The sequence below is a fragment of the Pseudomonas anatoliensis genome, from assembly GCF_017976235.1.
Taxonomy (GTDB): Bacteria; Pseudomonadota; Gammaproteobacteria; order Pseudomonadales; family Pseudomonadaceae; genus Aquipseudomonas; species Aquipseudomonas anatoliensis.
In genome coordinates, this window is record NZ_JACVHC010000001.1 from 502,830 (window position 1) to 516,053 (window position 13,224).

Sequence of the window (13,224 nt, forward strand, 5' to 3'; positions counted from 1 at the left end):
CAGCCGCTGTGCGTTTTCGAACAGCCTTGATTGACCCTCGCTGACAAGGACACGCCATGTTCGACTGGAACGACCTGCGGTTTTTTCTCGAGTTGCAACGCAGCGGACGCTTGCTCACTGCGGCCCGCCGTCTGAACACCACCCACGCTACGGTCGCCCGTCACATCGAGGCCATCGAAAAAAGCCTTGGCACTGCGCTGTTCGTTCAGCACGCCCAAGGCTACGAAATGACCCCGGCCGGGGAGGCGCTGCTCAAGCACGCCGAAGCCATGGAAAACGTCGCGCTGCTGGCTCAGGAAGAAATCACCCAATCCACCGCACCGCTGGGCAAGATTCGCGTCGGTGTCACCGAAGGTCTCGGCGTCAAGTTTCTCGCCAGTCGCATGATCGGTCTGTTCGAGCGTTACCCGGGCCTGGAAGTGGAACTGGTCGCGGTGCCGCGCTTCGTCAGCATCCTCAATCGCGAGGCGGAAATCAGCATTCATCTGGAGCGCCCGGCGGCGGACATGCTGGTCACTCGCAAACTCACCGACTATCGACTTGCGCTCTACGCCAGCCAGAAGTACCTCGATAACGCGCCGCCATTGCTCAGCCGCGAAGACCTCGGGCGACATGCGTGGATTGGCTACGTCGATGATCTGCTGTTCAGTCAGGAGCTGATGTTCCTCAACAGCTTCTGCCGCAGCCCTCGGGTTGTGTTCCATAGCACCAGCGTCATCGCTCAGCAGGAAGCGGCGCGTTCGGGGTTGGGCATTGCGGTATTGCCTTGTTATATGGCGGCGTCCGACCCGGATCTGGTGCCATTGCTGCCGGATGAGAGCATCGAGCGCAGTTACTGGATCAGCACGCGGCGCGAGTTGCACAAGTCGGTGCGGTTGCGGGTGGTTTGGGATTATGTGGTGGGGTTGTGTGAGGCGGAGCAGGGGTTGTTGCTGAACCTTTAAGATCAAAAGATCGCAGCCTTCGGCAGCTCCTACCCCGATCTCTGTAGGAGCTGCCGAAGGCTGCGATCTTTTGATCCTATGACTCACATCAGGGGTTGACTGATATATGGATATCCGTATATTCGGTTTTCCATATGTACGAGTCCGGTCCCATGATCACCCCCACCGAAGTCTTCAAAAGCCTGGCCGATGAGACACGCGTCCGCGCCACCCTGTTGATTGCCGATCAGGGTGAGTTGTGTGTCTGCGAGCTGATGTGCGCCCTCGACGACAGCCAGCCAAAGATCAGCCGTCACCTGGCGCAACTGCGCAGCAACGGTCTGCTGCTCGATCGCCGCCAAGGCCAATGGGTCTATTACCGCCTCAATCCGGACCTGCCGGATTGGGTTCGCGAAATCCTGCAAGTGACGTGCAAAGCCAATGCCGATTGGCTCAAAGACAACGCCTCGCGTCTGCACAAGATGGATGGACGTCCTGTCCGCGAAGCGGCGTGCTGCTAAATCATTTATATCTGCTGGAGCAACCCATGCGAATCCTGTTCATGTGCACGGCCAACAGTTGCCGCAGCATCCTCTCCGAAGCAATGTTCAACCACCTGGCGCCGTCGGGTTTCGAAGCGCTGAGTTCCGGGAGTTTCCCCAAAGGCCAGGTGTTGCCGCGCAGCCTTTCGACCTTGCAGCAGGCCGGCATTGCCATCGACGGCTTGTACAGCAAGGGTAACGATGCGTTCGAAAGCAATCCGCCGGACATCGTCATCACGGTCTGCGACAAAGCCGCTGGCGAAAGCTGCCCGGTGTATTTCGGGCCGGCATTGAAGGCCCATTGGGGGCTGGAAGATCCGTCTGAAGCAACGGGCGACGAAGCGGCGATCGACGTTGCTTTCCACGCCACCCTGGCGCGCATCGAGCAACGCTGCAAAGCCTTCCTGGCATTGCCTTTCAACCGCCTCAGCCGCGACGAACTCAAACTCGAACTCGACCGAATCGGTACGCTTTAAGGAGGACTGACAATGTCCGACCACTTGCCCAATCTTGATTCAACCCTGTTCGACGGCTTGCCAACCTCAGCCTCGGGCGAACACAAACCACGCATTCTGTTGCTCTACGGATCGACCCGCGAGCGCTCGTTCAGCCGCTTGCTGGTAGAGGAGGCCGCGCGCCTGCTGGAACATTTCGGCGCCGAGACGCGCATCTTCAATCCGTCCGGTTTGCCACTGCCTGACGACGTCCCGGTCGACCATCCGAAAGTGCAGGAACTGCGCGAACTGGTGCTGTGGTCGGAAGGCCAGGTCTGGTGCTCGCCGGAACGCCACGGCGCGATGTCGGCGGTGTTCAAGGCGCAGATCGACTGGGTGCCGCTGGAGCTTGGCGCGGTTCGCCCGACTCAGGGCAAAACCCTAGCAGTGATGCAGGTGTGCGGCGGTTCGCAGTCGTTCAACGTCGTCAATCAATTGCGCGTGCTGGGTCGCTGGATGCGCATGTTCACCATCCCCAACCAATCCTCGGTGCCCAAGGCCTGGATGGAATTCGACGAAGCGGGGCGGATGAAACCGTCGCCGTTCTATGACCGTGTCGTCGATGTGATGGAAGAGTTGGTGAAGTTCACCGTGCTGCTGCGTGACCGCCAGGACTTTCTGGTTGATCGCTATTCGGAGCGCAAGGAAAGCGCCGAGCAACTGATGGCGCGGGTCAACCAGCGTTCGATTTGAGGGGCAACCCGACGAACGTTGCACAAACCTTCTAGCCGCACGCAGCCGATTGTGGATTACTGCGTGCAGCCCATCACTGTATGCAAGCCATGAGCAACTGGATCAACCTCAGCCACGACCGCGACACCGGCATCGAAACCCTGCACGCGCATTTTGCCGGGCACGCGCACGCGTACGATCCGCACTGGCACGAAACCTACCTGATCGGCTTCACCGAGCAAGGCGTACAGCGCTTCAACAGCCGCAGAGCTCGGCATGACAGCACGCCGGGCAAGGTCTTCATGCTCGAACCGGGCGACATCCATGACGGCGATGCGCCGAGTCCTGAGGGTTTCACCTATCGCATGCTGTACCTGCAACCTTCGTGGCTGGAACAGGCGCTGGACGGTTTGCACCTGGGCAGTTACGGCAGCGGTTTGCCGGGCATTGGCAGCGTATTGAATGACGACCCGGAACTGGCTCGGGCAACGTTGTTTGCGTTCAACGCGCTGCATCAACAAGACGTGCAAATGGTCCGTGACGTGGCGCTGGACACGTTGCTCGAACGCCTGGCTTCGCATTTGTACAAGCGCCCGCAGGTATCCGCCGCCAACCGGGCACCGCTGATCGCCAGACAGGCCCGGGATTACCTCATGGCCTATCACGAACAAGACATCAGCCTGCACACCCTCGCGCAAGTCTGCGGCACCGACCGCTTCCGCCTGACCCGGGCGTTCAAGGCCGCTTATGGTTTGGCACCGCACGCCTGGCTGATTCAGCTGCGCCTCAGCCGTGGCCGCCAGATGCTCGCCGCCGGCGTGCAACCGGTGGACGTCGCCAGCAGACTTGGCTTCTCTGACCAAAGCCACCTCGGCCGCTGGTTCGTGCGCGCCTACGGCATCACCCCCGGCGCCTATCAACAGCGCGCCACAGGCATCATCCGCCGCTGAACAAACGTTCAAGACTGCCGCTCAGCCAATTGCCAAAGTAGGCCCTGACTTCCTAAAGGGCCGTGCCATGCTTGCGTTCATCCTCTTCGCCTTCGTCGCCTCCATCACCCCGGGCCCGACCAATCTGATCGTCCTCAGCACCAGCGCCCGACGTGGCTGGCGACCGTGCCTGCCGATCATCCTCGGCGCCGGTATTGGCGCCGCTTCACTCGTATGGGTCGCCGGCGCCGGCGCCAGCACGCTGATGCTGCCCGGCGTACGCCCGATCATCAGCGGCCTCGGGTTGTGCTGGATGCTGTGGCTGGCGTGGCAGATTTTCAGTGCGCCGGTCACCGACATCGGCGCCGCTGCTGGGGAAGAAAAAGCCGAGATGGGCCTGATTGGCGCGGCGTTGTTGCAATGGGTCAACCCAAAATCGTGGTTCATGGCGATTGCCGTGATCAGTGTGTTCACCGCTCAAGGGCAAGGGCTGAATGCGCTGTGTCTGGTGTTCTTTCTGGTGTCGTTGCCGTGCCTCGCGATCTGGGCGTTGCTGGGGCGGGGCGCTGCGCGATGGCTTAGTAATCCGGCGCAGTTGCGGTGGTTGAACCGGATTTTGGCCGTGTTGCTGGTGGTCTCATCGGCCACCGCGGTCCTGCACAGCTGACGCTCAGGATAAGCGGGCCGGGCCTGGCCGATCATTGTCCATGTGGTACCGACAACGTCGCGCGCAGGCCGCCCTCAGCTCGATTGACCAACGTAATCCGTCCACCCAAACGCGTTGCGATGGTGTTGACGATGGTCAGCCCCAATCCCGCACCCTGAGGATTGCCACGGCTGTAGAAACGTTCGAACAACCGCTCTCGATCCTCCTCATCAATGCCTGGCCCTTGATCTTCGACACGCAAATGGCAGAAGCCGTTGTCCTCAGTCAGCGTGACGGTGATCACGCCGTGTTCCGGTGAGAAGTTGGCGGCGTTGGTGATCAGGTTGTTCAGGGCAATATCGATGGCAGTGGCGCTGGCCATGACGTGGAACGGTTCGGCGCTGTCCTCGAAGGTCAGTTCCAGCTGTTTGCTCAGCAGCCACGGTGTCAGTTGCACCAGGCTGTTGCGCACGGTTTCGCTGAGGTCGATGCGTTGCAGCGGCGGCGGGTCGGATTTCGGTTCGAGGCGTGCCATGGTCAGCAACTGGTTGACCAGACGGCTGGTGCGGTCGACGCCGGAGATCAGAAATTCCAGGGATTCACGGCGCTCCTGCTCGGTGCCGGCCTCCAGCAGGTTTTGCGCGTGCACGCGCAGCACCGCCAGCGGGGTGCGCATTTCGTGGGCGGCGTCAGCGATGAAGCGGCGTTCGCGGCCGAGCACTTCCTGAATCTGCGCGAGCATGCGATTAAGGGCTGCCTGCATCGGTTCCAGTTCGCTGGGTAGCGGCGTGAGTTGCAATGGCTCCAGCGAACCACTGTGGCGGGCGCGCAGGGTGGCGGCCATGTTCGCCAGAGGCTTAAGGCCCCAACCGATGGCGAGCCAGATCATCGCCGCCAGAATCAGGCTGCCGAGCACGTTCGGCCACAGGGTGTGCCGGACGATGCGGTCGACCAGATCGGCGCGCACATCATCGCGCTCGCCAACCCAGATGCGCAGGCCGTTCTGCTTGTCTTCCAGCATGAACGCCCGCCATTGCCGGCCTTTCAAATCCACCACGTCGCTGAAGCCCGGTCGGGTCGGCGGTGCGGTGAAGGAGGGCGCGCTGGCGGTGTGTACCAGCACTTCGCCTTTGGGGTTCCATACCTGAAAGGCGATCTTGCTTTCGTAAGGATGACCATCAACCCGTGGCTTGGCTTCGCCCAAGGCCTGATTGAACGCTTGATACAATTGCGCGTGCTCGGTACTCGCCATCGGCATGCGCATCACGCCTTGCAACAGACGCGCGTTCTGCGCCAGTTGAGCATCGTAGACTTCAGCGATTTCGTGGTTACTGTCATGCACGTTGAATGTGCTGAGCACCGCCAGGCCGGTTAGCAACAGGCCGATGATCAGCGTCAGCGTGCGGCGTCGGATTGAAGTCATCGGCGCTCCTCCACCAGATAACCCACACCACGGATGGTGCGGATCAGGTCGGTGGAGAATTTCTTGCGCAGGTGATGGATATGCACTTCCAGAGTGTTACTTTCCGCTTCCTCATTCCAGCCGTAGAGCAACTGGATCAGCTGATCGCGGGTCATCACCCGACCCGGCGGCGAGAGCAATTCGTGCAGCAACTGATATTCCTTGGGTGTCAGCGCCACTGGTTGACCCTGATAGCTGACCTGCTGGGTGCCGGGGTTGAGGCTGATGCCAGCGTGTTCGATCAGCGCCTGAGCGCGCCCGGCACTGCGCCGCAACAGAGCGCGCAAACGCGCCTTGAGTTCTGCCAGATCGAACGGTTTGACCAGATAATCGTCGGCCCCGGCATCGAGCCCGGCGATGCGGTCTTCGGTGGCATCGCGGGCCGTGAGAATCAGCACCGGCAGATTCGAACCGCTGTCGCGCAAACGGCGCAGCACTTCGATGCCGTCCATGCGCGGCAGACCAAGATCGAGTACCGCCAGGTCGAAGGTTTCACTGAGCAGTGCATGCAATGCGCTGGCGCCGTCCTTGAGCCAGTCGACGGTGTAACCCTCACGCCCCAGCGCCTGATGGATGCCTTCACCGAGCGCGACGTCATCCTCAATCAGTAATAAACGCACGCGCATTCCTTCAGTCGAGTTTCTTGTTGACGTCCACCAGCAGGGCGGCGATCTCTTTGCGGCGCCCGGCGTCGGCGCTTTCCCGGCCTGGGCGCGGAGCGGCTTGCAGGGCTTTTTGCAGCGCTGCCTTGGCTTCAGCGTAGCGTTTTTCACGGTAGAGGTGATCACCCCAGAAGTACAGGCTGTCGATGCCGTTGGGGTTCAGTTGCAACGCCTGCTTGAGCAATTGCTCGGCCTTGTCGCTGTCACCAAAACCGATCGGCCAGCCCGGCACTCGGTCGTACAGCGCGGCGAGGCTGGTGTAGGCCGAGCCATTCAAGGCTTTGGGATCCAGGGTCAGGGATTTTTCCAGGTCAGCCTTGGCGTCCTTGGCTTTGCCCAAGGCGCCGAGCCCACCCTCGGCACCGGCCCAACTGCTGGTGACGATGCCCTTCCAGATCCACGCTTCGGCCACGGCGGGGCGTTGCGTGGTAAAGGCAGTCGCCTCGGTTGATAGCTGTTCGAAGGCGGCGGCGCGCTGTTTTTCCGCGACTTCATATTGGATATGCGCCCAGCTCTGCTGAATCCCGGCAAGGCGTTGTTGATCGGCGGCGTCCAGCGCCCAGACAGATTGGCTGAGGGCACCGAGCAGCAGGCAGGCGAAGGCTTTTTTCATGGTTTGAGGGTCTCGTTGTCGGTTTTTTCGCTGAAGCGTCGGATCAGCGGCAACTGCTTGCGCAGGCCACGATCCACCAGATGCGGCAGTAAATTGTTCAGGCGTACGAAGAACCGCTCCGGCCAGCCCAGATACAAATCGCGGCGATCGCCGGCGATTGCGTGTATCACCGCCGACGCCACGGTTTGCGGATCATCGACGTTGGCCTTGAGTGCATCGTTCAAGGCTTGCGCGGCCGTGCTGTTCATCGACGTGCGGGTGGCACGCGGCGCGACGTAAAGAACGCTGACCCGCGTGTCAGCCAGCTCCCGGCGCAGCGCTTCGGAGAAACCGCGCAAGGCAAACTTGCTCGCGCAGTAACTGGCATAACCGGCATAGCCGATCGAGCCATAAGTGGAGCCAACATTGACCACCATGGCGCTGTCCGCCTGCTTGAGCAGCGGTAACAGCAGTTTCGTCAGGCAAATCGGCGCACTGACATTCACCGCCAGCATGGCGTTGATGTCGCTGTCATCGAGCTGTTCGAGCATGGCGAAGTGGTTGACCCCTGCCGCGTTGATTAGCAGGTTGATGCCGCCGATGGCTTCGGCGGCGACCAGCACTTTGTGCCGGTCGCTGAGGAAGGTCAGGTCGGCGCCGATCCAATACAGATTTTGCGGATAACGCTCAAGCAACGGCAGCAGCGCTTCCTGATGCCGGGCCACGGCCAGTACCCGCGCACCGGCGGCGCACAAGGCACTGGCGATGGCCATGCCGATACCGCCACTGGCGCCGGTCAGGACAACACGCGCTTCATGCAGCTGCATGTTGAGCCTGCACTTCACGCGGCAAGCCACGGAACATATCGGTGTACAGGCGATACACGACTTTCGAGGCGTGGATCACGGCGGCCTGGTCTTGCGGGTCCTCGAGCTGGTTCATCAGTCGGCGGTAGGTCTGCATGTGCTCGATGTCCAGCGAACCGTGAGAACTGAGGTAGCTGAACGCCGTTTCCGGCAACCCCAGACGCTCGCGAATGCTGCCCGCCGCGTGGGTGGCCAGGGCAATGCTGGTGCCCTCAAGCACATTGACCATGCCGAACAGCCCCACCGGATTGCCCCGGGCGATCAGGTCGTACAGGAAGCTGACCATCAACTCGATCGACAGCGACGGCTGACCATCACGCACCGCATCACGATCACCGCCACAGGCGGCAATGTCGTTGAGCACCCACTGTTCATGGCCGTATTCATCCTCGATGTACTCGCACACCGCTTTGCGCAACCACTCCAGGCGTGTCGGCAAACGCGCGCCGCAAGCCATCATCAACGGCACCGTGTGGCGCACGTGGTAATAGGCCTGGGCGAGAAATTCCCGATAGCTCTCAAGGCTGACCTTGCCTTGCAGCGCATCAACGATGATCGGCAGGTTGAACAGCTCGTGGCGTTCCCGTTGTGTGGCTTCTTGCAGGGTGTCGAAAAAACTCATGATGCGGATGCCTCGCAGATAACGGATTCGGTCAATTGGGCGTGGTATTGCGCGACGATGGCTTCGCGGCGCGGGCGGCCATTGGCGGTGAGCAAGCCATTGGCGGCGGTGAAGGGTTGGGATAGACGCGTCCAGCGGTGTACCTGGGCGTAATCGGGCAAAGCTTCGTTGGCTTCGGCGACGGCCGCGGCCAGATCGGCGTCGCTGCAATCGGCGCGATGCGGCCAGAGCAGGGCGTGGTTGTGCGGCATCGCTTCGCCGTAGACGAAGGCCTGGGCGATGTGGCGGCGCTGGGTCAGCTCCGACTCGACCCATTCCGGGTTGACGTTGCGCCCGAAACTGGTGACGAACTGATGCTTCTTGCGACCCTTGAGAAAGAGGAAACCTTCCGGGTCGAACTCACCCAGATCGCCGCTCGGCCACCATTCTTCGGCGTACGGCGCATCCCCCAGGTAACCCAGCAGCGGCGAACCCTTGATCAGCACTTCGCCGTCTTCGGCCAGCCGCACTTCGACATGCGGCAGGGGCCTGCCGACGCTGCCTGGGCGCCGGGCACCGGGGCGATTGAGGCACACAACCGACGCACATTCGGACAAGCCATAACCTTCGTAAACCGGCAGGCCGACACGTTGCGCACGGTGCAGCAGATCCTCGGAAACCCGCGCGCCGCCGACGGCGGCAAAACGCAGTTTTTGTGGATTGAAGGCTTTTTGTTCGGCGGCGCTGACCAGCATCAGCAACAGTTGCGGCACCAGAATCAGACTCTCCGGTGCACGGCTGGCCAGATAGCCCAGCAGACGCGGCACATCGACGCCGCTGGCGCCCTGAATGCCGAGGGTTTTCTGGCTCGGCAGGCTCAACATCGCACCGGCATACAGCGCCGCATAACAACCGAGGTTTTCCAGCAGAATCGCCAGCGGCAGCAGGGCCAGATGATGTTGTGGATCAGTCGGTTCACTGGCCTGATCCAGCTCACGGGCCACACGCAAAAAACTCTCGGCACTCAAACACACGCCTTTCGGCGTGCCGGTGGTGCCGGAAGTGAAGGTCAGTTTTGCGGTGCCGGCGGGCATGCGGTTCGGTCCACTGAATGTGCGGCACCAGAACTCGCCGTTCTTCACATAACCGGCGCCGAGCAACTCGGCCTCCAGCTCTGGCTCGACAATCACCCGTTCAGCCTGACTCAGCTCCAGACAATGGGCGCGTTGCGCCGGGCTGAAAAACGGCGGCAGCGTCACACAGGTCAGGCCTTCGAACAGCACCGCCAAATCCCAGAGCATCGCGTCGACGCCGTTATCCAGCACCAGTGCGACCACTCGCACATGTTCATCGCGCAAACGCTCCTGGCGATACAGCACCTCGGCGTACAGGGTCGTGTAATCGATTTTCAGCGTATCGCCCCACAGCGCGACCGCGTTGTCGTTGCGCCCGGCATGGCTGCGCAGGGTTTCCTGAAAACGTTGCAGTTCAAGCGACATGGAAAGCTCCTTCAATCGAAGTCGGCAATCCCAGCCGGTTAAACAGTCCGATATTGCGCAAATGGATAAACCCGGCGCGGATGTTGCCGACGTGAACCCAAGGTTTGCTTTCGTAATAACTGCCCCAATGTTGACGCTCGTCACCCAGTCGCTCCGGGTCTGCGGCGCACAATGTCACTGGATTCAGGCCGAGACGATGGAAGCTGTTGACCAACCCGATATTGCCGGTGAACGTCACCCACTCCAGACCGCCCATGGCCAGTAAATAGGTGATGGCGATGATGCTCAGGCGCGCACTGCCGGTGTCGCTGGCGGCTAGGTTGCCGACTTCGACAATGCCGTTGCGCGTCACCGGGCGATCCGCCGCCGCGCTGATCAGTGGTTCGATCGGCTCATCCAGATAGCGCTCAAGAAACAGCGGCTCCAAATGGGCACGACGTACACCGGCCACCGCGCACAGCTCACCTGCGGCGTTGTGCACGCCGAACAGCTCGGGCATGAAGTGGCGGATGTCGGCGCCGTGGGCCTTGCGAAAGCGTTGCTGAATGAACGCTTCGAACGCTGTTCGTTGTGCGTCGTCGGGCAAAGTATTCGTCAGCATCATCTGCGGCGCTTCGGTTTGGCCGAAGTGCAGGGGCAGGGGGATGTTCCAGTCGAAATCGGGCATGGGCAGAACGCCTCCCTCAAAGATTTGAGCGAAGTATCCGAGCCATTTCTTAACGAAGTCTGAAGGTGAAAAAAGGTTAATCCACGGGCCGATCTTCAGACTGTCTTAAGACTGGCCGGGCAGGGTGACACCGTCGGTTCGCCCGGCCAAAGGAACGTGACCGTCGACCCCATCGACCGTCATCCACGACAATCACGAGGCGCATCTTATGACTCGCGACAACGCCGCAACCCGTTATGGAAAACTCTCAATCACGATGCACTGGCTGATGCTGGTGCTGTTCGTCGGCGTTTACGCCTGCGTCGAAATCAAGGGCTACATGCTCAAGGGCAGCGAAGCGCGCGGCCTGCTGATGGGCTTTCACGGCCTGTTCGGCGCCAGCATCTTCGCCCTGGTGTGGCTCCGCGTGCTCGGCCGCCTTACCCCACGCCCACCGATCACCCCCAAACCCCCAGCGTGGCAAACCGGCCTCGCGCACCTCACGCACCTCGCCCTCTACGGCCTGATGATCGCCACCCCGATCCTCGCCTGGCTGATGCTCGCCGCCGGCGACAAACCGTTCCCGTACTTCGGCTTCTACGTACCGGCCCCCGTGGCCATCGACCCGGACTTCGCCAAACGCCTGAAGTACTGGCATGAACTGATCGGTAGCACCGGCTACTGGCTGATTGGCCTGCATGCGGTGGCGGGGTTGTTTCACCATTACTGGGTGCGCGATAACACGCTGGTGCGGATGCTGCCAGGGCGCGCAGGTTCCCGCTAACCCCCTGTAGGAGTGAGCCTGCTCGCGATGGCGCCTGTTCAGTCAGCATCGATGTTGACTGAACCACCGCGATCGCGAGCAGGCTCACTCCTACAGTTTTTTCAGCGTCTGGTAGAGCAAGGCAGTTGCCGGATCCGCACTTCGCGTCCACGCTTAGGCCTTGCCGACAAGGAGCGTCCGCCGACCCTCCGTCGCGACCCACGGAGCGTTTAGCATGAACGAAGACAACAAAGTAAAAGGCCCGGCGTCGTACTTCCCCTCCATCGAGAAAAAGTACGGCCAGCCCATCGACCACTGGCTGACCCTGCTCGCCGGCGTCAGCGACAAGAAACACATGGAACTGGTGGCGTGGCTCAAGGAAGAACACGGCATGGGCCACGGGCATGCCAATGCGTTGGTTGCGCATCATCTGGCCAACGGCAAAAAGTGAGGGCAGGGCGCGATGAACTTCACTCACCGGCCCGTACTGGCCGAAGATGTCAAAACCGTCTGCAGTTTTCCGCAGGGCATTCAGGAACTGTTCTTCATGTTCCCGAAAGCAAACTACCCGCTGACGGAAGAACAACTGCACAGCGCAATCAGCCAACGCTTCGACTCCACGGTTTTCGAAGATGATGGTGTAGTTGTCGGCTTCGCCAATTTCTACCGCGCCGAACACAACGGCATCTGCTGCGTCGGCAACGTCATCGTCGCGCCGAGTGCCCGCGGCCGAGGTGTGGCCCGATACATCATCGAAACCATGACTGCATTGGGTTTCGAAAAGTACCAGGCTAACGAAGTGCAGTTGTCGTGCTTCAACGAAAACACCGCAGGTTTGTTGCTCTACCCAAAACTCGGCTTCGTCCCATTCGCCATTGAAGAACGCCCCGCACCTGATGGCGGCCGAACAGCCCTGATCCAGATGACACGCCACAAATCCTGAGCAACCCACAACTCCTGTGGGAGCTGGCTTGCCAGCGATAACGCCAGCCCAGCCAACATCTGTCCAAAGCCAGGCACTACCCCTGTAGGAGTGAGCCTGCTCGCGAAGACGTCAGACCAGCCACCAAAAATCCCAAACCAACCACAAAACCTTGTGGGAGCTGGCTTGCCAGCGATAACGCCGGCCCAGCCACCACCTGAATCCCAGACCAAAATAAACAGACAATTCCGACACTGTTTAAACGAAGCCTCTAGTAACCACCAAAGCCCTACAACGTCTTGCGCCATCGGCTACGACTAAGCCAGAATCCGCCGGCTTGTGCGTCTGGAACTCCCCCCGTAACTTGATTCCCGTCACTGCTCATCAGTGATCGGGTCTGCAAGCCCGCCGAAACCAGTCGCATAGCCCTGCCAAGGGACACTCATTTGTGTCCGCTCAATGGCGGCTTTGTGCGGGAGACCCTAGGGTCTGCCGGGTGCCTGGTTTCCCGGTCTTGCAGACCCGCGCATAGCTGCCACCCATCATCTGCAAGTGATGCTGGTAGCTCCTAGTGAAAAATCAGGAGTTTCACCATGTTCAAAGTAACGCCCAACCCGCCAGAAACCGACCCCACATCCCCCTACGAATCCCCCGATTCCAGGAAATTTCACGAAGCCGCCGAACGCGCCCTCGACCACTACCTCAAGCCTGCCGACCAAATCATGGCCAGCACCAACGAGCCCGACCGCATGTACTTCGCCAACCCGAAGTACGACACCGAATCGCTGCTAGCCAACGCCAGCGAAACCCTCGGCTCGGCCAGCGAAATGCTCAACAACTTCGCCGCCATGCTGGACATCTCCCACCGCAAAACTGCGCTGGGAATCGCGCAGGTCGTAATGCTCGGCGAACTGGCCGTAAACCAAGCGCTGGACAACGTCGTAATCACGAAATAACCCTTCACCAAGACGAGGGGAAACCCTCGTCACATCTCGCGGTCTCAAC

General features: G+C 60.8%; 17 protein-coding genes. 10 read left to right on the forward strand and 7 right to left on the reverse strand.

Going from position 1 to position 13,224, the window contains the following annotated elements:
- Positions 1-56: 56 nt before the first annotated feature.
- From ICA16_RS02195 to ICA16_RS02220, 6 genes are all read left to right on the forward strand, one after another.
- Complete coding sequence (locus tag ICA16_RS02195; protein ID WP_210699817.1) at positions 57-944, forward strand: LysR family transcriptional regulator; 888 nt, start codon at positions 57-59, stop codon at positions 942-944.
- A 152-nt stretch (positions 945-1,096) separates the two neighbouring features.
- The gene (locus tag ICA16_RS02200) at positions 1,097-1,444 is read left to right on the forward strand and encodes a metalloregulator ArsR/SmtB family transcription factor (protein WP_210699818.1); all 348 of its coding nucleotides are present in this window, start codon (positions 1,097-1,099) and stop codon (positions 1,442-1,444) included.
- A 26-nt stretch (positions 1,445-1,470) separates the two neighbouring features.
- Complete coding sequence (locus tag ICA16_RS02205) at positions 1,471-1,941, forward strand: arsenate reductase ArsC (protein WP_210699819.1); 471 nt, start codon at positions 1,471-1,473, stop codon at positions 1,939-1,941.
- Between the two features lie 12 nt (positions 1,942-1,953).
- Complete coding sequence (arsH, locus tag ICA16_RS02210; RefSeq protein ID WP_210699820.1) at positions 1,954-2,652, forward strand: arsenical resistance protein ArsH; 699 nt, start codon at positions 1,954-1,956, stop codon at positions 2,650-2,652.
- Positions 2,653-2,741: 89 nt separating this feature from the next.
- The gene (locus ICA16_RS02215; protein WP_210552985.1) at positions 2,742-3,581 is read left to right on the forward strand and encodes an AraC family transcriptional regulator; all 840 of its coding nucleotides are present in this window, start codon (positions 2,742-2,744) and stop codon (positions 3,579-3,581) included.
- 67 nt (positions 3,582-3,648) lie between these two features.
- The gene (locus ICA16_RS02220; RefSeq protein WP_210699821.1) at positions 3,649-4,227 is read left to right on the forward strand and encodes a LysE family translocator; all 579 of its coding nucleotides are present in this window, start codon (positions 3,649-3,651) and stop codon (positions 4,225-4,227) included.
- Between the two features lie 31 nt (positions 4,228-4,258).
- Here the strand turns inward: ICA16_RS02220 and ICA16_RS02225 are convergent, their stop codons facing one another.
- From ICA16_RS02225 to ICA16_RS02255, 7 genes are read right to left on the reverse strand one after another with little or no spacing between them, the layout of a single operon-like run.
- A complete protein-coding gene (locus tag ICA16_RS02225) occupies positions 4,259-5,629 on the reverse strand; it encodes an ATP-binding protein (protein ID WP_150615321.1) in 1,371 nt (456 codons plus the stop codon).
- Complete coding sequence (locus tag ICA16_RS02230) at positions 5,626-6,288, reverse strand: response regulator (RefSeq protein ID WP_150602839.1); 663 nt, start codon at positions 6,286-6,288, stop codon at positions 5,626-5,628. Before ICA16_RS02230 ends, ICA16_RS02225 begins: the two co-directional genes overlap by 4 nt.
- A 10-nt stretch (positions 6,289-6,298) precedes the next feature.
- On the reverse strand, positions 6,299-6,943 hold the full coding sequence (locus ICA16_RS02235) for a tetratricopeptide repeat protein (RefSeq protein WP_150602838.1): 645 nt from the start codon (positions 6,941-6,943) through the stop codon (positions 6,299-6,301).
- The gene (locus ICA16_RS02240; RefSeq protein ID WP_210699822.1) at positions 6,940-7,749 is read right to left on the reverse strand and encodes an SDR family oxidoreductase; all 810 of its coding nucleotides are present in this window, start codon (positions 7,747-7,749) and stop codon (positions 6,940-6,942) included. Before ICA16_RS02240 ends, ICA16_RS02235 begins: the two co-directional genes overlap by 4 nt.
- A complete protein-coding gene (locus tag ICA16_RS02245; protein ID WP_150602836.1) occupies positions 7,736-8,410 on the reverse strand; it encodes an iron-containing redox enzyme family protein in 675 nt (224 codons plus the stop codon). Before ICA16_RS02245 ends, ICA16_RS02240 begins: the two co-directional genes overlap by 14 nt.
- Entirely contained in the window at positions 8,407-9,888 is a 1,482-nt protein-coding gene (locus tag ICA16_RS02250; RefSeq protein ID WP_210699823.1) for an AMP-binding protein, read from the reverse strand. Before ICA16_RS02250 ends, ICA16_RS02245 begins: the two co-directional genes overlap by 4 nt.
- On the reverse strand, positions 9,878-10,555 hold the full coding sequence (locus ICA16_RS02255; RefSeq protein ID WP_210699824.1) for a thermostable hemolysin: 678 nt from the start codon (positions 10,553-10,555) through the stop codon (positions 9,878-9,880). The genes ICA16_RS02250 and ICA16_RS02255 overlap by 11 nt, the downstream gene beginning before the upstream one ends.
- 208 nt (positions 10,556-10,763) lie before the next feature.
- Between ICA16_RS02255 and ICA16_RS02260 the strand changes: the two genes are divergently transcribed.
- The 4 genes from ICA16_RS02260 (at position 10,764) to ICA16_RS02275 (ending at position 13,175) form a co-directional block, all read left to right on the forward strand.
- The gene (locus ICA16_RS02260; protein ID WP_210699825.1) at positions 10,764-11,318 is read left to right on the forward strand and encodes a cytochrome b; all 555 of its coding nucleotides are present in this window, start codon (positions 10,764-10,766) and stop codon (positions 11,316-11,318) included.
- A gap of 214 nt (positions 11,319-11,532) precedes the next feature.
- Positions 11,533-11,748: a DUF4287 domain-containing protein gene (locus tag ICA16_RS02265; protein WP_210699826.1), complete on the forward strand. Its 216-nt coding sequence runs from the start codon at positions 11,533-11,535 to the stop codon at positions 11,746-11,748.
- Between the two features lie 12 nt (positions 11,749-11,760).
- On the forward strand, positions 11,761-12,240 hold the full coding sequence (locus ICA16_RS02270; RefSeq protein WP_210699827.1) for a GNAT family N-acetyltransferase: 480 nt from the start codon (positions 11,761-11,763) through the stop codon (positions 12,238-12,240).
- 572 nt (positions 12,241-12,812) lie between these two features.
- Complete coding sequence (locus ICA16_RS02275) at positions 12,813-13,175, forward strand: DUF6124 family protein (protein ID WP_150592205.1); 363 nt, start codon at positions 12,813-12,815, stop codon at positions 13,173-13,175.
- Positions 13,176-13,224: the final 49 nt, after the last annotated feature.